A 19,841-nucleotide genomic window follows, 5' to 3' on the forward strand; every position below is an offset into this window, starting at 1 on the left:
GTGTCACCCTCTCCTTCGAGTCGAAACCCTGGTGTTCGTGCTACATCGTATGCAGCGGCGGAGATGGGCGTTCGTCCGTACGGCCGGCGCTTGCGGGCGCCAGCGGTGCCGCGCGCGCCGCGGGCTGCATATACATGCCGCAGGCTTGTATAAGCCGGAGGGAGGCTCGCGATGGACAAACAATCGTTTTTCGGGCTGCTGCGGCCGATCGCGCGGCGGTTGTATGCCGAAGGCTCCCCGATCTTCCCGTCGGTGCGGCTGGCGCAGAGCTGGCTCGAGACCGGCGGCACGATTCCGGCCTGGAACAACCTCGGCGGATTGAAAGCGGCCGGCGGCGTTCCGAACGGGTATTGGAAAGGCGACGTCGTGAACAAGCGCACCTGGGAGACGGTCGGGGGCAGGCGGGTGGAGGTCGTGGCGTCGTTCCGGGCGTACGACAGCGTCGGCGATTTTTATAAGGACCAGGATTTGCTCTACGCGCGAAGCCGGTACGACGCCGTCCGGAACGCCGCTACGCCGGAGGCGCAGGCGCGGATGCTGCAGGCCAGCGGCTACGCGACGGATCCGGCTTATGCCGACAAGCTCATCCGCATCATCAGCGACAACCGGCTGAAGGACAGCGACGCGAGAGGCGAGGAGGGAGAGCCGATGACGGCGGAGGAAAGGCAGGCGTTCGACGCGCTTCAAGCGGCCGTCGCGAAGCTGGCGGCGGACAACGCGGCGCTGCAGGGCAAGCTCGACGAGCAGAACGGCGCGATGCAGGCGCTCAGGGACCGGACGGCGCAGCTGGAAGCGCTGCACGCGGTGAAGGAGATTCCCGCTTGGGCGAAGGAGGCCGTAGCGGCGGCGGTGCAGGAGAAGCTGGTGGATTCGCCGAACGGCGCCAGCTACGATTTTTACCGGATCTTGTCCGTGCTGCGCCGGGCGAAATTGATCTGATCGGCGTTATCCGGCAGAACGCATCGCTTATCGAATCCGGTGCAGCACCCGCGTCCGCGAGCCGCGGGCGCGGCAGGCAACATGAATACGAAAAGGACCCGCCGGCGGCCGCTTCGAGTTTCAAAGAGGCGCCAGGCGGGTCCTTCGTCGTTGAAGCGCTTTCAGGTTAAGCCGGCGAACGGTTTAAAACCGCACTTTCCGGGTCGCCGTAAGCGGAGGCTTGACGATGATTTCCATCATCGGCGCATCGCTGCGTTCCCCGCTCCAGTACGCATGCTCGAACTCGATTTCCCAGACATGCCCGTTCTCGTAGGGAGGCACCAAGCGAGGGAACCATTGAAACATCAGCTCCTCGAGCGTAGCCGCGGCGAAGAACGATTCGAACCGGGAGGGAAGCGCCGGGAAATGCAGGCGTCGTTCGTATTCGAAGATCGCTTCGATTCCGAATTGGCCGTGCAGCGGGTTTTCCGTGAAATAGGCTCGTCCGTGATACGAGAGGCCGTGCGGGTAATGCGCGCGCAGGGTCTCCGCCATGGCCGGCTCCGCCAAACCATGCGCCTTCAACAGCCCGATTTCGGCATGTTCCCGAATCGAACCCGTCCGGTCAAGATGGAATGCTTTCAACCTCGAACATTCCTTTCTGGTCATGATTGCATCGCTCTACATGATTTCCTTGCCAAGAAACGTTTTCCTTCCGAAATAATAAAAATTAATATAGTAAAATATGGAAAAAATAATTCATAATTGGATTTCCGGTAATTCCCGGACGGACGAACGAGTTTGACGCTTGATAGGAACAAGCGTTCTGTTCTATACTGTAGAAAAAGACGGAAACGGATCAGGAGGGATCGGAGATGCCCGAAAAGTACGTGGGTACGGTCGTGACGATGATATACTGTGATCGGTCCGGCCGGATAACGCAGCGCCGGATTCGGGTGGATGCGGTTCAAGGGGATCGCGTCAATGCGTTCGATATGGAGAAACGGGCGCCTCGCGTATTTCGCGTCGCGCGGATTCTGGCCGTCATGCCGGACCTCCGAACCGCCTGAAAGCGCGTGTAGCCGGACGCCGCCTCGGCGAAGGGACGCAAGGCAAACAAGCAACCCGGTCCGGTATACGGCTGCCGGGCGCGGGTTGCTTTGCGATCGCGGGTTGCTTTATGGGATTCGTATCCGTCATGGGCGGGATGATTCGTTCCGGCTGCCGGTTATTCTTCGATATACTTATCGACCGTGTTCAGGACTTCGCCCAGCTGCCGGTGGCAGAACACGATTTCGTTTGGATTGTCGTCCGTACTGTTCTTGACCGCGTTGTAATTGTTCGTTTGCTTGAAAATCGTAAAGCCTCTGTAGTTTTCGTAGATCGTCCGCATGTTACCATCTCCTCGATGAATGATTTCGGGTTCAAGCAAGCTTGCTAAGGTGAGCGATGCTTTTGATGCGCGAAGATTCCCAGGACATGCTTTGCTGCAGCACCGTCAAGAAACAAGGCTCCGATCCGTTCGGCAGCACGAACACGGGGTTGTCGCCGACGGACGTGACGGGCAGGCGGAAGGCTCCGCGTTCTCCTTCGCCGCTTGGATCGAACGCGGTCTGCTGGGGCCGAAGCGCCAAGCGCATCCGGCCGAAAACCTTGAATTGATGGCAGCAATCCGTCAGGTCCGCGTCATGCCAATCCAGCAGTTCGACCTTGTCGACGATGAAGAGGAACGGTTCGCCCCGTTCGCCGCGCAGCGTGATCCGGTCGGCGTCGGCGTTATGCGCGTTCAATTCGTAGGCTGCTTTCTCGACGGCTTCTTTTTTCGTTCTCGCAATGACCATGCGCGAAATAAGTGCTTCGAACGTCGCTTGGGAGGAGCATTCTCTTGTTTTCATAGGACGGGTTGTAATCTCCTTTGATCGTATCATTGATCATGAATGTTTTCGGAATAACAGCATTTTATTAAATCTCGGCTAAAAAGTAAGTCGAACCGCAGGGGCGAGCGGCCGTTTGTTTTGTCGAATCGGCATTCTCGCCGAAAAAAGCCGGGCGCCTCGCGGATCGGAACTTTCCGCCAAAAGCGAATATTTTCGAGAACACAGAAGCGGTGGATTGTCAATAAAAATTCGATGTGGTAAATGAAGTTGATTTCGACAAAAATCGCCGACCTCGTTCGACAACTTCCTCGTCCGATTCTTGCTATGGTTAATGACGTTGGTTCGTCATGAATGCCTTAGGCGGATGGGAGGAAGGGAAATTGATGAAGTTGGATTTAAGTGATATAATACAGCAGCTCGGGATTAGTTCAGTTAAATTCAACGCGTGGAAAGACGCCGAACTGGATGTTGAAGCAGGCCCAAGAGAGACAGAAGGCCAGGCGTTTGCGATAAGCATGGACGAAGAGACTTGCGAGGGCAATGCCGATCAGATCCCGGATGACTATCCCGCGAATCCGGGCCGTTCGTTAGCGCAACGACTCCGTCTTCCTTAAGCATTCATCGCTTCCCGATCAAACGTAAGCAAGTCAAGGCAAAACCATTGAAAAATGGTGACGCAAAGCTATAGGGGCTTCAATGCCAGCCAGCTGCCGGATGAGGAGGGAAATTGGCCGTGGTTGACATCGACAAGCATATTCAGGACCTAGTCGACGCGCTTCATTTGGACGATGAGACCATTCTGAAGCAATTCAATTTTGCGCTGGGCGAACGGGAGTTGACGCGCGAAGAAGCGCTGCGGTTCCTGGCCTTTCTCCGAAGCGAGTTGAACGCGAAACGATAAAGCCGCCAAACCGGGCTTGACCGGAAGGCGGCTTTTGTTTTGCCTGCGGCGGAATACCGCGGCAAGCTGTTCTTCCATGAAGCCGGGCTTAATCAGTGCCCCGCCTGGCGAAGCGCGCGAATCTCTTCCCGGGCGTTGTCGTTCATCATCGCCGGCGTCCACTTCGGTTCCCACACCAACTTCACCCGCACGTCGTTGACGCCGCTCACGGACAATGCCGCGTTTTTCACGTCCCGCACGATTTCGCCGGCGAGCGGGCATTCCGGGATGGTCAGCGTCATTCGGATGACCGCGGTTCCGTCCGCCTCCGCATCGATGCCGTAGACCAGCCCCAGATCCACGATATTCGCGCCGACCTCGGGATCCTTGACTTCCTCCAGCGCGGACAAGATCGCCGTTTCCTTGTTCATCGGGTACCCCGCTCCTTTGCTCCTCGATTACCTTATAGCATGCCCCGGGCGATGCGAAGCTATCGCCGCCGTTCTATCCCGCAGACCGATCTTCCGAAGAACAAGGATAGCGGCGAAGGGCGAACCGAGTTTCATTCAGATTCGGCCGCCTCCAAGTCCAGACGGTTGTTTGCGATCACCGCGACGCTCAATGCCTGGTGGGAGATCAAAATGTCCTCGATCAGACGCGCATGCTTTTCTCCGCATTTGACCAACAGGATGACGTCGCGAATGTTCGCTTTGAGTTTCTTTTTGCGCGAAGCCGTCTTTACGGCTTTATCGAGCGCAAAGCCGATCGCGGTACCGCTCGCCAATCCGATCATGCCCCATAGAATCGGTCCCCAATACAGACGGAAGCCGTAAATAACCCCGAGCAGCATCATGATGGTAGCCAGAACCGAGACGAGGAACATGTTAAGCCCGTCCGTGTTATAGGGATCGAAATAGCTTTTCTCGCGCGCTTGTTTATTCATCGGAACGGCCACGATGTCCTCCCGCATGACGCGGTGCTGCTCCAGCTCGGATATGGCCAACTCCAGTTTTAGCGAATGCTCGAATATCGATACCACGTACATGCGGGTTACTCTCCTTGAATCGGCATAATTAAGCATAATGCTCCTCTAAGAACCGGGCTTGCTCGAGCTTGAACAATTCATTCATTTCGATAATGCGGTGGTAGCAGTCGCAGACGGCGAAGCCGAAGATGGAAGGGAAGAACAACGCCCATTCCATGTCTAGAATCCGAGCGGCCTCGCCGAACAATCCGACCGACGTATAATAGAGAGCTTCCAAGGCGTGGGATTGGTAGACGACAACGATATACCACAGCAACCCTGATACGTATTGCGGGCGATGAGGTGGCCCACCCCGGGAGCGAGCAGCGACCAGCCTACGCCAACCCAGGGATTCGTTTTCGCCAAATAATTGATTTCGATCGAATTGACTTTCATGGCCGAAATCGGCGATTGCTCGCGGTATGCCAATACGGCGAATTGGTTCACCTCGGTGGTCAATCGGTAAGAATCCCAGCAAGCGAAGATGAAGATGGGGACGTACATGAAAAACCAGCGCAAGTCCAAGCACGCCTTTGCTTCCGGAAAGCGGCCGAGCATGGAATAGCCGATGGCTTCGTTCAGATTCGACTGGGTGTTGACGACGAATTCCCATAGGAACAGCGCGAACCCTTTGACGATCTTGCCGACCATGATATGCCCCGCCCCCGGCATAGCGGCCGACCACCACATCACCATATACGGATTCTGCACCATGAGATTATTCGAGTTGAAGGGCGACATCGAAAGCTTGGGCCGCCTGACCTGCCGGTTTCCGTTCTCCGCGCGATGCTCCGGGTTCCTTCTCACGAATTCATCCCTCCGGCCTGTTTCCCGGCTTTGGCCATTAGCGCTTCGACCAGCCATTTTAACAATAATCCTTTGACGATGTAGATCGGAAACGAATAATAATACTTCCAATGATCCAGTTGATAAATATCTAGCCAGACGAAGAGCGGCTCGCCAAGAAAGGAAAACACGGCGCCGACGACGGCTAAGGAAATCAGATACGGCCACCAGTTTTTGAAGTACTGGAACAGCAGCATATGGACCACGGGAAGAAACGAGAAATCGACGGGATACAAGCGGGGCAGAATCCGCAATAACTGGGTCGGGTAGGACCACAAGCCGAACGCGGTTCCGATCTCGTCCATCAGGGAAACAAGCAGACTAATGGATAAGCCAAAAACCAAAACGATTGCAATCCGGCTCTTGTCCACCAGCTTCCACCAGATCAGCCAAGGCACGATCAAGGTCACGAGGAGCACCCACCAAGGCAAGGAGAACAAATCATCGTGAACCAGGTATTGCATCTTCAGCTTCGTGAGCAAACGCTCGAGCGCTTTGATTTCGTTTAATTTCGGAATATCCATAATATTCCTTTCAAAACATGCTTTTCTTTACTATGCTCCCGTTTCTTTCCGTTCATGCAATGGGATGCGGCGCCGACTACTCAAGTAGTCGACGCGGGCAAACGAATGGGAGTATTTCCCGAAATATTTCAACTCGGCTGCGGGAAAACCAATGTTAGAAATATAAACTACCCTGTAGAGGAGTTAGATGGAGTTGAAAAAGAAATTCGGATTGGCAACGCTGCTGGTCGGCTGTTTGGCTTTCATGTTGGGCACCGGCATCCTAGACGCTCATGGAACGGCCACGAACCAAAGTAACAACGGGGTTATGAATAACCAGTCGTACGACGGGCGCGGAATGAATACGAACAGCTACAACGCGACCTCGACCGCGACGGGCGGCAATTACCGCGCCAACGCCGTGGATAACGACAACGATTTTGATTGGGGTTGGCTGGGATTGTTGGGATTGATCGGTCTGGCCGGCCTAAGAAGCCGTAACCATGACCGTCACCCGGAACGCAGCTAATAAGCGTTTAACGATTCCAAGCAACAAGAATAAAAGCCCTGGCGAATTTACGCCGGGGCTTTCGTTTTTTGCAAAGGAAGGCCTGCTGTCCGGTTAGGTGACCGGCACTTTACGCGAACCTGGCAGACGGCGGCCGCCGGTTCGGGGCGCGCATGAGCCTGAAAGCGAACGTCTGGCCGCAAGTTGCGCTTGCCTGAGTTCGTTCGTAAATTCATTATCCTTTATATAGAAGACATAAACCAGCGGATTGAAATATTTCCAGTAATAAGCGTAACTCCCGTTAACTCGGAAACGTTCGAGCGAAGGTTAGCTTTAACGCCGCGCCGCGCAGTTAGCTCATGGGGCGATAGCGTGCAGTGAAATGATGAAGCGGAAGCCGAGGTTGCGAAAATAATTCGAAAATAGCGGTGATCTTCGGGGGTTAAAAAAAATCCGGGGCCCTTCTTTCGAAGGGCCCCTTTCATGGGAGATGTGTGTTTTCATTTCTGTTGATTGCCGATATATTCTTTAGAACCTTGATAAATATGGGTTTCTGAAGTAACTGAGTCTGTATATTTGGGTGTTGTCGGCATATGTATTGTGTATTAAGTCATCAATTTGTCATCAACCTAGTCATCGAAATTCTTGTTTTGCTTTTTTTGATTTTGCTGATAATAAGGCATCAAAAGTATCTGCTGCAGCCCTATCAGCAGACTCAATAACATGACCATAAACATTCATAGTAGTGGAGATTTTTGAGTGCCCAAGTCGATTCGAAATGATTTTCGCGTGAATTCCTTGATTGATTAGTAAAGTTGCAGATGTATGTCTTAAATCATGAAATCGTATATATTTCATTCCTGGAATGCGCTTAATATATTCTCTCCAGTTATCGCTAATTGTTTTCGGGTAGAGTGGTACACCGTTTTCACTCGCAAATAAGAAATAGTATTCCCCACCTTTCCAAGGCACTTCTGAGTTTGATCTGACTTTCATCATATGGGCTTGATAAGCTTTAAGTTCAGATACTAGGGAAGTGGGGATAACGATTCTTCTGAATGAGCTTTTTCTTTTTGGGCCCTTTATTATAGGGAGACCATTTTTAAACATAGGTATAGTTTGCTTAATATCGATAGTTCCATTTTCTAAATCAATATGCTTCCATTCTAATCCAAGAATTTCCGCTCTTCTCATTCCAGTTGTAAGAGCTAAAGTAATAATTACTCTCAAACGAATACTTTCTGTTTGGAGAGAGGTTAGTAAAGATAAAACCTCATCTTCGTTATATACAGACATCTCTTGAGGCGTTTCTTTTGGTTTGGAAACACCTTCCATCGGATTTTGAGGAATAACCTTCCACTCTTGAGCTTTTATAAAAATGCTTCTAAGGACGCGGAAAATATACACACGTGTAGCTGCTCCAACATTGTTTTCAGCAAGTTCATTTAGAAAATCGACTATATGCATAGTCTTTATCTTTTCAATTGATTTTTCCCCGAAATAAGGCTTTATACGTTTATTTGCATGATAAGAATAATTGAAGGCTGTTGTCTCTTCAAGATTTTTGTTTACAAATTTATCAATCCATATATCAATAAATTTTGATACACTCATTTTTTCAGGGGTTATATACTGACCAGACTCTATAAGCATTTTGAACTTTAATAATTCTTCATTCAAATATGCATTTAATTTCTTTGGCGACTTCAATAATTGTGAATCATCTACTTTTACAGTTTGTGTTCTTCGAATTCGCTTGCCAGAAGAGTCTGTACCTACCTCAACGTACATATACCACGAATTTTTCCCGCGTTTCTGAAACGATGCCACCTAGACTCCCCCTTATCTTGTGTCATCTTGTACCATAAAGCTTAGTGTCCGTAATAAATGCTGCTTCTGATCTTCATTTAGAATTATATTGTGATACATAATTGAACCTTCTTTTAACCATTTTTCAAGATCGAGAGTATATTTTTTTGAACTTGGATTGTCGATTGCATTTGCTTTATATCTGAATCCAATTAACCTGAGAGGATTTAGGATTTTGTCGACTATCTTACTGTCACTTTTTACTATCGATTTTAAGGATCTAGGTAAGCCTTGAGGCGTAATTTCGATCTGATCTCGAATCTCTGGAGCTACTTCAAAAAGGATATCGTCAATTTCTTCCTTTACGACTGGGAAGAATCTAGATTCATCAAACGAGATATAGGGGATGATATCGTCTAACCACAAATCAACAATGATGTCATAATCAGCTTCATCATTCTCACTTTTGGTATTGTTTCTAAACGGACGAATCTTATTTAATTGTACATTGGCTAAGTTCAAATATTTTAGAGAAATAGTCCTCAAGTTTTCAGGTACTTGCCCATTTCCTTGTGATCGGTTCATCGAAATCAAAACTCGTTTATTGATACGTTCCATACCATAAATTGCATTCTCAATATATCCTTGCAATTCCAGGTATTTATTAAATTTTGTTTCTACATCAATGTTTGGGTTGTTTTCAATAAAACTATCAATTTCTATAACGCGCTTTAACATATTTTCTGTTTCATCTAAAAACTCCGATGATATTAATGCGTCGCTTCTGGCTTTATCTATATATTGCTTACCAGTTTCAATTATTGTATTTATGTCCTTTTTATCAGGCAAATAACCAGCTTCATTCATAAGCACTTCGTATTCAACCTTTAAAGCATCTGCAATTTTCCGGATCGTTTCAGGTTTTGGAATTCCACGCAACCCGTTTTCTATCCTTGAAATTTGCGAATTGCTGATCCCCGATTCTTCTGCCAATTGATTGATACTCATGTTTCTTGATAACCGTAGTTCTTTAAGGTAATCCCCGAAACTGTTCTCCATTATTTTGTACTCCTCCCGTTATATCTTTACCTAAAGGCATAATATCATTTTTGTTGCCATTTGGCAAAATGAAAAATGATGAATGAGATAGCAATAGCAAGTATATGTGAGAGAACATATGTTTTTATCAAGAAAATCATCTATTAGTCAATTTTACCTTTTGGCTAATCGGATTTATATTATTGCCATAAGGTAATGTTGCCTTATGGTAACAAAGTGGAGAGGAGGTTAAGGGGTATGAGGCTAAATTTAAACATAGAAACCATTAGGCAAATTATGGAGCAGAAAGGCTGGGATGAAAAGAAATTAGCAGCCGAAATTGGTGTCTCGCGGACGCAAGTATACCGTGTCTTTCGTGGTCAAAGAGCGCCTGGTAATGAGTTTATTGCAGGCCTAATCAGCGTTTTTAAAAGTACAAGTCTAAAGAAGTTGTTTCATTTAAATAAATAATTGCCAAAAGGTATCAGGAAGGGAGAAAGATTCATGCAATTTGAAAAAGAAACATCTGATTTTTTTAAATCAATTAAACAGAAGCTGATCGAAGAAATTCGAGGGGAGCTTCTGCCGATCATTTACACCGAAGTGTACCATCATTGTCTAACGGTTCCAGATGCTGCACGCTATACTGGCCTCTCTGAAGATACGATTTATACTCTCTGTAAACAAAAGCAAATACCCCATTACAGGGGTGGGGCTGCAAATTCAAAAAAACCAAAAATATTTTTCCGAGCTGGAAGTTTGGATAAGTGGATGCATGAACAAGAAAAAGAAAATTGTATCGGATGGGGAGAGGGAGCGGTACAAAATGAACCGATGCTCAAATAATGAAATTAAAAGTAACGTTAAGATCGTCATCCAAAAAGTTGGAGTTCGTACCGCAATAAAGACATTTGTAAACTTAGCTCGGACAGATTCAGAAATGAAATCTGTCGAAAAGCTGGAAGTGATATTTGGCATGATGACATACGTTGCAGAAATTTGCTCTGAGAGGATGATTCAAACTCTTGGAGAACGGACTTACGTGTTTCCAATATGCACGAAATCAGGTTCTTGTTGTGGTGTGAGGATCATGCGTGGGAAATTCTTTTACGACATAGTTGAGGAAATCGAAAAAAGTTGGGTTGCCCCTACTGCGAATAGAGGCAACCTGCAAAGTAAATCATTATTGTTCAACCTTAATTGTAGTTGAAGTATATCAATTATTCAACGACTTGAAATGAGGAAGTGAGGATGGAAGGTTGGATTAAGCTTCATAGAAAAATTAGGGAAAATCCAATTTTTAATGATCTTCAGCTATATAGATTGTGGAGCATTTGTTTACTTGAAGCGAGTCATAAAAAGCATCAACAACCAGTCGGAAGACAAACAGTTTCACTCAGTCCAGGACAATTTGTAACAGGTAGATTCGACCTTCATGGCATGTATAACAGAGGATTAAAGCGAAGCGACCAAGTTGCGGAGTATACGGTGTGGAGATGGTTACAGACCTTAGAAAGGCATGGTTTAGTGAGCATCAATTCGAGCAACAAATTCTCCATTGTTACCGTGGTTAATTGGTCTTTTTACCAAAATGACGAGCAACAGAATGAGCAGTCATTTGAGCAATCGATGAGCAACAAACGATCAACAAATGAGCAGCTAGTGAGCACAAACAAGAATGTAAAGAATGATAAGAATGAAAAGAATGGTAAGAAAAAAGAGATAAAGAAGTATTTTTCTGAATTCGTCTCATTAACTGAAGCAGAATATCAGAAGCTTTGTGAAGCGGAAGGAGAAGATTTTACTAAGCGGTGTATTAGCACACTGGATAACTATAAGGGAGCTTCAGGCAGAGTGTATAAGAGCGATTACCGGGCCGTTCTCAATTGGGTCATAGATCGTGTACGTCAAGATGAGTTGAAGGGAGCCAAGCACCATGAAGAAAATCGAATGGCCGAACGAAGGAGAAAAGATAGCAAGAATGCTGGCGAACCGTATCGAGCAGATGAAGATCCATACGCAGACCTCTACAACTAAAGAGCAAAGCTTATATAAATGTTCGATATGCTCGGACAATGAAGTGATTTATCAATTTACTGATGAAACCAAAACTTATATCTCAAGCATGGAGCCATGTAGCTGCGTTAAAGAAAGACGATTTAAAGAGTTTAATCCTTCAGAGGATTTTACTAATAAGGAATTGCGCCACACTTTCAAAAACGCATTGATTGATGATGACAACATGAAGCAATTCGAAGCGGCAATTTCATTCATTCGGAATCTGGATGCTCATATCAATAACGGCACATGGCTTTACGTTTTCGGTGACGAACTCAGAGCTGATTATTTAAGCAAGCAAGTCAAAGAAGCACAAAGGGCGGAATCCTTGAACAAGCAAGTAAAAGAGATGTCCGCATTCGGTACAGGTAAAACATTTCTCATGCAGTGTATAGCCAATGCTCTGGCACATCGAAAACAACCTGGAATTTTCGTGAACGAAGAGCGGTTGTTCGGGGACATTAAAGCTACATATGAACGAAAGAACGTTGAAAGTGAAAGGGAAGTTTTACATCGTTATTATCAGGTGCCTATCCTTATGATCGATGATATTTTTTCGGCTCAATACACAGAATGGGCCGAAGGTAAATTGTTTGGCATTTTGGATGAGCGGTGGAGGAAGAAGCGAATAACCATTTTTTCGAGCAATTACGCTGTAGGTAGGATTAAAAGCCGGCTGCCATTCAATGGCGGGAAGATTTCTAGCCGTATCACCGGTCAATCCGAATTTATTGAAATGGTTGGGCCGGATCGGCGGCGTTCCATTGATCGTGATTATATCTGGAAGAGGGGAATCGAAACGGAATGATGACTTACGAGGTAACTAAAGTTGAATACAACAAAATGAAATCTATTTTGGAGACTATCCCGAAAACGAAGGCCTTTGTTAAAGATTTCGAAAAACATGAACTTCCTGAGAATCTTCAAACAATACCCGCTTATGTTGAAATGAGTCGCTTACTTGAATTGGTTGAAAGAGCAATTGAATTGATACTGGACGAGGACATCAAACGGCTACTAACCCATAGGTACTTAAAAGGCCAATCTTATGCTCAGACCATGTTGTTCTTTAGTGGGCTTGCTTACACCGAGAGAACATTGCTTCGCAAGATAACTGAAGGTATTAACGATATAGCAAGATCGTTTAAAATGTGGGGTGAATTAGCATGACTAAAACGCTTGAAGTTTCGAAGGCAGAATATCGCCAAATGAAAATAACTTTGGAGCAGTATCGGAAAAACAAATCCTTATTAGGTTTTTTTGAAGCGCATTGTGAGAACAATTCTGCTGAATACGAGAAACTTAATAAGAAAGTTCAAATGATTGAAAGCTTAATCGATTTGATCGGAGATGAAGAGATTAAGAAAATCATAGCTTTCAGGTATCTTAAAGGGCAGCCTCACAAAATTACTGTTTTACATTTTGCGGGCATGTATTCTGACTCAACCATTGATAGGCGAATAATAACTGGAATTACAGAACTGATAATCGCGGCGAAGGTCACAGGAAATTTTGAGTTCTTAATCTCTAGTTGAACATATTGCGGGTATGTGCAACTCGTTCTAAAAAAAAAGGAAAAGATCAATATTCCTAAGCGTTTGCGAAGTCGAGCGAGTTGAACAGAATGTCCGGTATGGCCAACCCAATCTCCTAGAAAATGGAGTAATTGAACGAGTGGAACTTACGTCTCATTCGCTCAATTACTCATTTGCAGGATAGGTGAAATTCATTTTCTGAAATCGGCTCAAACCCAGTATTCCCAAGCGTTTGGCGATATGCCGCGAATTTCACAAAATATAAGATATGTGTAATTCGTTCTTCAAAAATTACTCTGCCTGGATAGGTGGGAATATTGTAAAATTAAAGGGTGGCATTAAACTAACGGGCAGATTTGCTTAATAGTCTCCTGTAACATTATGGTACAATTTGAGGGAAGGAGGGCTCGAATTGACAGCTATTATTAATAAAGATGGCTACGAGTTTGTAGAGTGCATCTCATTGAATGAACACGAACTAAATCATTACTCACCGCTGGCAGGTTCATACGCCGTAGTTCGATTCGATAGTAAGTATCTGATTTGTTTTAATACACTGAGAAAACAGTGGGAAGTACCTGCTGGAGGAAGAGATGGCAATGAAACGACGAAGGAATGTGCGATTCGGGAGCTTTATGAGGAAACAGGGCAGGTCGTTAAGGATATGGAGCTTAGGGGCTTACTGAAAGTTAGAAAACCAGATGGAACAATGAAGTATAACCCAATTTATTATGCAGAATTAGATAAGGTAGTTCCGTTTAAAGAAAATGATGAAACAGACAAAATTTTATTTTGGAATTTTACCGATAATGTAGGTTATATCGATGAAGTTGACGAGGCAGTCCTTAGATGGTGTAAGGCATTACGCTAACGGGAGACGATAGTTTAACAAAGATTTAAGGTAGCCGACGTTTTTAGTCGGCTACCTTTTTATCTTTCCAGGGCCTTTCCCCCCGCGGGCTGCAAAAAAATGAAGGGATGTCCACAGACCGCGTCCCCCTCTAGCGTGAAAAAAAGTCCCCAAGCGGCATCCAGAAGAAATGTCTGTACGATGTCCGCTTCCTGTCCAAACACCAATGATAGCATTATCCATGTAGAAAAAATGTTCAGGAAGGTGATGAAATGACAGTAAGGGAAGCGGCAGAAACACTCAAGGTGCATCCAAGAACGATTTACAACATGATTGATGATGGGCGTCTCAAGGCAACGAAAAACTACCATGGAGCATGGGAAATATCAGACGAGCAGATTGACCAAATGCTTAACGAGTCAATCAAACGTGGTGACAGGGCCATGGAGCTGGGGGGCGCAATCGATGTATTGCAGCCGCTTAATCAAAACAGCTATAAAAACACTTTTCTCGAACTGATCGAAGTAGCAGAAAAGGCAGTAACAGCATTTAAGAGTGGCAACGCAAGACCAGAGACAATTATTTCTGATTTCAAAAAAGTTATTACACGCTTGGACGAAACTGATTCCGTATCCTCATTCATTCGCAAAGTAATGTCATTAGCAGGTACGTATAACGATGAATCTTTCGAATCGCTTGAACTGCTTGTAAACGTACTCGAATCTAGAAACAATAAGGCGGTGTAACCATGAGAAACTTGAAGAAAATTAATGCGTTGAAACAGCAAATGGCCGAGAAACGAACTTTGGCAAATCAGATGGCAGATGAAAATAAACTTGAAGAGGTGCGAGCAATTTCCGCAGAAATGCGCACCTTAAAAGAACAAATTGAAGCGCTGGAAGAATTGGACAATGTAGATCAGGGCCGAATTTCAAACGATTCTAAAGTAGATCCGCTTGGAGGCGAACCAGCTGCAGGAGCTCTAAACGAAACCCGGTCTCTGAAAAGAGAACAACGTATGAGTACACTTGCGAAGCCCTATATGATGGACGGGCAGAAGCGCACGCTTTCTTTAGGGAAGTACGTTAAGGGGATCGTAACCGGAAACTGGACGAATGCAGAAGCGGAGCGTCGTGCAATGTCCGAGAACGTACTTACCGGCGGTGGCGTACTTGTGCCGGAATTGCTTTCTACAGAGGTAATCGACCTGGCGCGCAACCAAGCTAGGGTTATCCAGGCAGGCGCATTAACCATCCCAATGGAATCCAATGCATTGACGCTGGCCAAGGTTATTAACGGACCAGCAGTTGCATGGAAAGCTGAAAATGCTCCTATTGCTGAATCTGACGTAACTTTTGGTGCAGCTGACCTGAAGGCTAAGACGCTAGTTGGAATGGTGCGTTTAAGTGTAGAATTGTTCGAGGATGCGGAAAACATTGATTCTATTATAGAACAAGAACTTGCGGCAGCTCTCGCCCTAGAATTGGATCGCGCCACATTGTTCGGTACTGGAATCGATGATGAACCGCTAGGACTGTACCGTACCTCCGGATTGCAAAAGATTGATATGGGCGTTAACGGTGACAAGTTGGAAGGGTATTTCCCGTTTTCCCAAGCGGCTGAAATGATCCAGAATGTCAACGGAGAAGCTACAGGGGTCATATGGGCCCCGAGAACAGCCGGTGCTGTAGATCGGCTTACGGACACTTCGGGACAGCCTCTGAAGGCTCCAGCGTCGTTTGAGAGCCTTAAGAAATACTCGACCAATCAAGTCCCCATCAACCTTGCACATGGTACCACAAATAACGCGAGCGTGGCGCTTCTGGGGGACTGGTCGAAGCTCTACATTGGTACCCGCACTAACCTTACCTTAGAAACGAGCAGAGAGGCTGAAGGGGCGTTTGGTAAGCTCCAAGTAGTCATTAGGGCTTACCTCCGTGCAGACGTACTGGCGTCCAAGCCAAATCACTTTGTAGCCATTGAGGGAATCGTTCCAGCTTAAACAAAACATGCCAAGGCCGGCACAAGATGTGCGGGCCTTTTGTCTGTACCTTATATTGAAGGAAAGCGAGAACAATCGTGGCCAGGTGCGATTATCTAAGAGCAGCTGAGCCCTTGTTTTTATTTTATCTTCGTCATCAATTCGTCATCAATTTGATTTATTTTGTGATGATGTTAAAACATAAAGTGATAAAAAGCTTGATATTACTGGGGTAATTAAAAATCCGGGGCCCTTCTTTCGAAGGGCCCCTTTCATGGGAGAGGAGAAACCGGACGAAGAGCTTATGGGGAAACGTAAGTCTTCTCCGCGGTTGTCTACGGCATCTCGCGACGCCGATATCTTCAGAATACCCAGATTGCGGCGACTTATACCTCGGGTTGGAAATCATTTTTCCCGAAATGCGTTACGGCTTCCGAATTCCTGTTGTATGATCTTCTTAGAGCACGGCCAGACTTGGAAGCGGAGAGGGGATCGCATGCAGAAGAAGATCGTGGTGTTGGACGGTTACACGCTGAATCCGGGCGACTTGAGCTGGGACGAGATCAGCGTATTAGGGGAACTGGCGGTATACGACCGCACCTCGTACGAGGAGATCGTATCCCGCGCGGCGGGGGCGGAGTTGGTCTTAACCAATAAAACGCCGCTTCCGGCGGAGATTATCCGGGAACTGCCGTCGCTGCTTTATATCGGCGTATTGGCGACCGGTTACAATATCATCGACCTGAATGAGGCGGCGGCAAGAGAGATCGTCGTCGCGAACGTGCCGGACTACAGCAACGCTTCGGTCGCGCAGCTTGTCTTCGCGTTCCTGCTGGAGTTCGCGAGCCGCGTGGGCGTTCACAGCGACGCCGCCCGCGGCGGCCGCTGGGCAGCCGGGCCGGATTTCACGTTCACGCTGTCGCCGCTGCGCGAGCTGGCCGGCAAGACGCTCGCGTTGATCGGATTCGGCAGCATCGGCCAACAAGTCGCGCGGATCGCGCTGGCGTTCGGCATGAAGGTCATCGTACATACCCGCACGCCGAAGGACGTCGCGGGCTTGGAAGCCGTCCGGTTCGTGACGAAGGAGGACGCATTCCGCGAGGCGGATATCGTCTCGCTGCATTGTCCGCTCACGCCGGACACGCAGGGGATCGTGAACCGCGATACGCTGGCACTGATGAAGCGGGACGCGCTGCTCGTCAATACGGCGCGCGGCGCTCACGTCGTCGAGCAAGAGCTGGCCGACGCGCTGAACGAAGGGCGCATTGCCGGGGCGGGGCTGGACGTGCTCGGCGCAGAGCCGCCGGCGCCCGGCCATCCGCTGCTCGCGGCGGCGAATTGCCTCGTCACGCCGCACATCGGCTGGGCGACCGTCGAAGCGCGGAGCCGGCTCATGGCGGTCGCCGCGAACAACGTGCGGTCGTTCCTGCGCGGGAACGCCGTCAACCGGGTGAATTGACGGCGTGCGGGGCTTCTGCATCATTATGGGCTTTGACGGGGCCGGCTTCCTGCTTCACCAAGCGGCCGGCGTGCCGCTGCCGTCGCATGTGCTCGGGCTGCTGCTGCTGACGGCCGCGCTGTTCCTGCGGGTGATCAAGCTGGAATGGGTCGAGGGCAGCGCGGCGTTTTTGACCAAGCACATGATGTTGTTCTTCGTGCCGCTGCTCGCGGGAGCCGCCGCGGTCGCGCCGATGCTGGGAGAATCGTGGCTGGCGGCGCTCGTCGGCCTCACGGCCGGCACGTCGGCCGTGATGTTCGGAACGGGGCTCGCGATGAAATGGCTGATGCGCGGGCGGGAGAAAAGGGAGGCGGCGCGGCATGAACGATAATCTGCTCGCCGATCCGCTGCTCGGAACGACGCTTACGCTCGCGGCATACGCGGCGGCCGTCTTCGCATACCGGAGGCTCCCGTGGCTCCATCCGCTGATCGGCGCGCCTTTGATCGTCTACCTTTGCCTCCGGATTGCGGGCATTTCGTTCGACGCGTACCGCATCGGCGGCGATCTCGTGTCGTTCTTCCTCGGGCCGGCGACGGTGGCGATGGCGGTCCCGCTGTACAAGCACGCCATGCGCCTGAAGGCGATGCTGCCGTCGCTGCTCCTCGGCGCTCTGACCGGGAGCGCGCTAGGTCTGCTCGTCAATGCCGCGTGCGTGCTCGCTTTCGGCGGCACCGGCGCCTTCCTGCGCTCGGCGCTGCCGAAGTCTGTCACCTCGGCGGTGGCCGTGGATTTGTCCGGCTGGCTCGGAGGTTCGCCGGCATTGACGGCGGCGCTGACCGTGCTGACCGGCCTGTTCGGCAGCGTGACGGGGCCGTGGCTGATGCGGCTGTGCGGCGTCTCCGGCAAGATCGCGTCCTCCATTGCGATCGGCGCCGCCGCCCACGGCATCGGTTCCGCGCGGTTGATCGCGGAATCGGAGGAACGCGGCGGACTCAGCGGCTTCGCGATGGCGGCGAGCGCGGTATTTACGCCGGTGCTGCTGCTTCCCGTGCATGCGTGGCTGCTTTAAACGCGCGAACGGATCGCGAACGGATCGCGAACGAACCGCGATCGAAACCTGTCGAGTCAACTTTTATCTTTTCTTAAGGTTTGTCGATATTTTTTCTGCTATAGTGACACAGTAGAGATAAGACGACAGCCAATTGCCGGAAGGGAGATTTCAAGTTGAACGACAAAGAGAAAGAATTGAAGCAGGACAACGAGCAATCGTTGGAGCAAGACACCACCCAAGCGAGCGCAGATACCGAAGAAACCGCGCGCGAACGCGAAGCAGCGGCGAACGAGGCCGAGTTCGCGGACGCGGACGATCATAAGGACGAGCCTTTCGATCGGGACGAAGAAGAGCGGGAAGACGACGCGCGCCGGGCGGCGCCTGCGGCATTCGTCTCGAAGCCGTCCCGCGGCGGCAAGGCGTGGATGTATATTTCCCTGGGTCTCGCGCTGATTCTGATCGTCGTATTGATCAAGCCTCCGTTCGGCGGCAGCTCGGGCAAGCAGGCGGTCGGTTCCGTCAACGGCGTATCGATCACGAAGGATCAGCTCTATGACGCGATGGCCAAGCTCGGCGGCGCGCAAACGATGGACAACCTGATCCAGGACGAACTCATCAAGCAGGAAGCCGACAAGAAGAACATAACCATCTCCGATGCGGACGTCGACAAGGAAATCGAGAACATCAAGAAGCGCTTCCCGTCGGAAGCCGAGTTCGAAAGCGCGCTGCAGCAAAGCGGCATGTCGCTGGACGACCTGAAGGCGCAAACGCCGATGCAGCTGCGGATCCGCAAAATCCTCGAGCCGCAGGCGCAAGTGACGGAGAAGGACGTCGAAGATTATTTTAACCAGAACAAAGCGCAATACGATCAGCCGGAAGAAGTCAAAGCGTCGCATATTCTCGTCGCGACCAAAGAAGAAGCCGACGCGATCATCAAGCAGCTCGAAGGCGGCGCGGACTTCGCGGCGCTGGCCAAAGAGAAATCGACGGATACGGGCTCGAAGGACAACGGCGGCGACCTCGGATTCTTCGGCAAAGGCGCCATGGATCCGGCTTTCGAGAAAGCGGCGTTCGCGCTGAAGGTCGGCGAAATGACGAAGGAGCCGGTCAAATCGCAATACGGCTACCACATCATCAAGGTCACGGACCGTCACGAAGCCAAAGCGGCGACGCTGGCCGAGAAGAAAGACGAGATCAAGGAACAGCTGATCCAGTCGAAAGTCTCCGACCTGTCGACGGCATGGCTGGACGACTTGAAGAAGAAATCGCAAATCACGAATACGCTCTCGACCGACGCGGCCGCGACGGGCGACGCTGCGACCGGCAACGTCCCGACGGGCAACGCTGCGACAGGCAACGCGACGACGAGCAAATAAGCTCGCCAATTAAGCAAGTAGAAGCACCGCAAGCCATAATTTGGCCTGCGGTGCTTTTTTGCGTTACGGATATAATGATAAGGAAACTGAGGCGTATCAACCATGAATCCGCTACCAGTTACATAAATGTCAACTTAGTTGACATAAA

26 protein-coding genes, 1 pseudogene and 1 riboswitch are annotated in these 19,841 nt (G+C 49.3%); of the genes and pseudogenes, 17 read left to right on the forward strand and 10 right to left on the reverse strand.

What is annotated here, in order from left to right:
• Window positions 1–171: 171 nt before the first annotated feature.
• Window positions 172–939 carry a glycoside hydrolase family 73 protein gene (locus I8J29_RS08095; RefSeq protein ID WP_208847096.1) on the forward strand — a complete coding sequence of 256 codons (768 nt, stop codon included), beginning with the start codon at window positions 172–174 and terminating at the stop codon, window positions 937–939.
• Between the two features lie 183 nt (window positions 940–1,122).
• On the opposite strand, the gene I8J29_RS08100 is transcribed toward I8J29_RS08095, so the two are convergent.
• From I8J29_RS08100 to I8J29_RS08110, 3 genes are all read right to left on the reverse strand, one after another.
• Window positions 1,123–1,563, reverse strand: a complete 441-nt coding sequence (locus tag I8J29_RS08100) for a hypothetical protein (RefSeq protein ID WP_208847097.1) — start codon at window positions 1,561–1,563, stop codon at window positions 1,123–1,125.
• Between the two features lie 583 nt (window positions 1,564–2,146).
• Complete coding sequence (locus I8J29_RS08105; RefSeq protein WP_208847098.1) at window positions 2,147–2,311, reverse strand: hypothetical protein; 165 nt, start codon at window positions 2,309–2,311, stop codon at window positions 2,147–2,149.
• Window positions 2,312–2,342: 31 nt separating this feature from the next.
• A complete protein-coding gene (locus I8J29_RS08110; protein WP_208847099.1) occupies window positions 2,343–2,813 on the reverse strand; it encodes a hypothetical protein in 471 nt (156 codons plus the stop codon).
• 362 nt (window positions 2,814–3,175) lie between these two features.
• Between I8J29_RS08110 and I8J29_RS08115 the strand changes: the two genes are divergently transcribed.
• Window positions 3,176–3,409, forward strand: a complete 234-nt coding sequence (locus I8J29_RS08115) for a hypothetical protein (RefSeq protein ID WP_208847100.1) — start codon at window positions 3,176–3,178, stop codon at window positions 3,407–3,409.
• A gap of 27 nt (window positions 3,410–3,436) precedes the next feature.
• Window positions 3,437–3,510, forward strand: a riboswitch (cyclic di-GMP riboswitch).
• An 18-nt stretch (window positions 3,511–3,528) separates the two neighbouring features.
• On the forward strand, window positions 3,529–3,696 hold the full coding sequence (locus I8J29_RS08120; RefSeq protein ID WP_177222031.1) for a hypothetical protein: 168 nt from the start codon (window positions 3,529–3,531) through the stop codon (window positions 3,694–3,696).
• A gap of 92 nt (window positions 3,697–3,788) precedes the next feature.
• Here the strand turns inward: I8J29_RS08120 and I8J29_RS08125 are convergent, their stop codons facing one another.
• From I8J29_RS08125 to I8J29_RS08140, 5 genes are all read right to left on the reverse strand, one after another.
• Window positions 3,789–4,106, reverse strand: coding sequence for a metal-sulfur cluster assembly factor (locus I8J29_RS08125; protein WP_208847101.1), 318 nt, complete (start codon window positions 4,104–4,106; stop codon window positions 3,789–3,791).
• Window positions 4,107–4,237: 131 nt separating this feature from the next.
• Window positions 4,238–4,720: a hypothetical protein gene (locus I8J29_RS08130; RefSeq protein WP_208847102.1), complete on the reverse strand. Its 483-nt coding sequence runs from the start codon at window positions 4,718–4,720 to the stop codon at window positions 4,238–4,240.
• A gap of 28 nt (window positions 4,721–4,748) precedes the next feature.
• Window positions 4,749–4,877 carry a hypothetical protein gene (locus I8J29_RS34165; protein WP_276316264.1) on the reverse strand — a complete coding sequence of 43 codons (129 nt, stop codon included), beginning with the start codon at window positions 4,875–4,877 and terminating at the stop codon, window positions 4,749–4,751.
• A gap of 2 nt (window positions 4,878–4,879) precedes the next feature.
• Window positions 4,880–5,563, reverse strand: coding sequence for a hypothetical protein (locus tag I8J29_RS08135; protein ID WP_208847103.1), 684 nt, complete (start codon window positions 5,561–5,563; stop codon window positions 4,880–4,882).
• On the reverse strand, window positions 5,503–6,069 hold the full coding sequence (locus I8J29_RS08140; protein WP_208847104.1) for a CBO0543 family protein: 567 nt from the start codon (window positions 6,067–6,069) through the stop codon (window positions 5,503–5,505). Before I8J29_RS08140 ends, I8J29_RS08135 begins: the two co-directional genes overlap by 61 nt.
• A 193-nt stretch (window positions 6,070–6,262) precedes the next feature.
• On the opposite strand from I8J29_RS08140, the gene I8J29_RS08145 reads away from it, so the two are divergent.
• Window positions 6,263–6,577, forward strand: coding sequence for a WGxxGxxG family protein (locus tag I8J29_RS08145; protein ID WP_240545973.1), 315 nt, complete (start codon window positions 6,263–6,265; stop codon window positions 6,575–6,577).
• Window positions 6,578–7,189: 612 nt separating this feature from the next.
• Here I8J29_RS08145 and I8J29_RS08150 read toward each other — a convergent pair.
• Window positions 7,190–8,386: a tyrosine-type recombinase/integrase gene (locus tag I8J29_RS08150; RefSeq protein ID WP_208847105.1), complete on the reverse strand. Its 1,197-nt coding sequence runs from the start codon at window positions 8,384–8,386 to the stop codon at window positions 7,190–7,192.
• Between the two features lie 807 nt (window positions 8,387–9,193).
• Window positions 9,194–9,424 (reverse strand): annotated as a pseudogene (locus I8J29_RS33695) (helix-turn-helix domain-containing protein); the annotation flags it as partial.
• A 237-nt stretch (window positions 9,425–9,661) separates the two neighbouring features.
• Between I8J29_RS33695 and I8J29_RS08160 the strand changes: the two are divergent.
• From I8J29_RS08160 to I8J29_RS08220, 13 genes are all read left to right on the forward strand, one after another.
• A complete protein-coding gene (locus tag I8J29_RS08160) occupies window positions 9,662–9,874 on the forward strand; it encodes a helix-turn-helix domain-containing protein (protein WP_208847107.1) in 213 nt (70 codons plus the stop codon).
• A gap of 33 nt (window positions 9,875–9,907) precedes the next feature.
• Complete coding sequence (locus I8J29_RS08165; protein ID WP_208847108.1) at window positions 9,908–10,249, forward strand: helix-turn-helix domain-containing protein; 342 nt, start codon at window positions 9,908–9,910, stop codon at window positions 10,247–10,249.
• Window positions 10,250–10,654: 405 nt separating this feature from the next.
• The gene (locus I8J29_RS08170) at window positions 10,655–11,440 is read left to right on the forward strand and encodes a hypothetical protein (protein WP_208847109.1); all 786 of its coding nucleotides are present in this window, start codon (window positions 10,655–10,657) and stop codon (window positions 11,438–11,440) included.
• Window positions 11,340–12,269: a DnaA ATPase domain-containing protein gene (locus tag I8J29_RS08175; protein WP_208847110.1), complete on the forward strand. Its 930-nt coding sequence runs from the start codon at window positions 11,340–11,342 to the stop codon at window positions 12,267–12,269. The genes I8J29_RS08170 and I8J29_RS08175 overlap by 101 nt, the downstream gene beginning before the upstream one ends.
• Window positions 12,266–12,631, forward strand: a complete 366-nt coding sequence (locus tag I8J29_RS08180) for a hypothetical protein (protein ID WP_208847111.1) — start codon at window positions 12,266–12,268, stop codon at window positions 12,629–12,631. Before I8J29_RS08175 ends, I8J29_RS08180 begins: the two co-directional genes overlap by 4 nt.
• Complete coding sequence (locus I8J29_RS08185; protein ID WP_208847112.1) at window positions 12,628–12,996, forward strand: hypothetical protein; 369 nt, start codon at window positions 12,628–12,630, stop codon at window positions 12,994–12,996. Before I8J29_RS08180 ends, I8J29_RS08185 begins: the two co-directional genes overlap by 4 nt.
• 412 nt (window positions 12,997–13,408) lie before the next feature.
• Window positions 13,409–13,867: an NUDIX domain-containing protein gene (locus I8J29_RS08190; protein WP_240545974.1), complete on the forward strand. Its 459-nt coding sequence runs from the start codon at window positions 13,409–13,411 to the stop codon at window positions 13,865–13,867.
• Window positions 13,868–14,118: 251 nt separating this feature from the next.
• Window positions 14,119–14,592: a helix-turn-helix domain-containing protein gene (locus I8J29_RS08195; protein ID WP_208847113.1), complete on the forward strand. Its 474-nt coding sequence runs from the start codon at window positions 14,119–14,121 to the stop codon at window positions 14,590–14,592.
• Between the two features lie 2 nt (window positions 14,593–14,594).
• Window positions 14,595–15,848 (forward strand): phage major capsid protein, encoded by a 1,254-nt coding sequence (locus I8J29_RS08200; RefSeq protein ID WP_208847114.1) that lies wholly within the window; start codon window positions 14,595–14,597, stop codon window positions 15,846–15,848.
• Window positions 15,849–16,323: 475 nt separating this feature from the next.
• Window positions 16,324–17,286, forward strand: a complete 963-nt coding sequence (locus I8J29_RS08205) for a D-2-hydroxyacid dehydrogenase (RefSeq protein ID WP_208847115.1) — start codon at window positions 16,324–16,326, stop codon at window positions 17,284–17,286.
• A gap of 25 nt (window positions 17,287–17,311) precedes the next feature.
• Window positions 17,312–17,656: a CidA/LrgA family protein gene (locus I8J29_RS08210; RefSeq protein ID WP_208847116.1), complete on the forward strand. Its 345-nt coding sequence runs from the start codon at window positions 17,312–17,314 to the stop codon at window positions 17,654–17,656.
• Window positions 17,646–18,335, forward strand: a complete 690-nt coding sequence (locus I8J29_RS08215; RefSeq protein WP_208847117.1) for an LrgB family protein — start codon at window positions 17,646–17,648, stop codon at window positions 18,333–18,335. Before I8J29_RS08210 ends, I8J29_RS08215 begins: the two co-directional genes overlap by 11 nt.
• A gap of 155 nt (window positions 18,336–18,490) precedes the next feature.
• Window positions 18,491–19,693, forward strand: a complete 1,203-nt coding sequence (locus I8J29_RS08220; RefSeq protein ID WP_240545975.1) for a peptidylprolyl isomerase — start codon at window positions 18,491–18,493, stop codon at window positions 19,691–19,693.
• Window positions 19,694–19,841 lie beyond the last annotated feature (148 nt).

The sequence above is a fragment of the Paenibacillus artemisiicola genome, from assembly GCF_017652985.1.
GTDB classification, from domain to species: Bacteria; Bacillota; Bacilli; order Paenibacillales; family Paenibacillaceae; genus Paenibacillus_Z; species Paenibacillus_Z artemisiicola.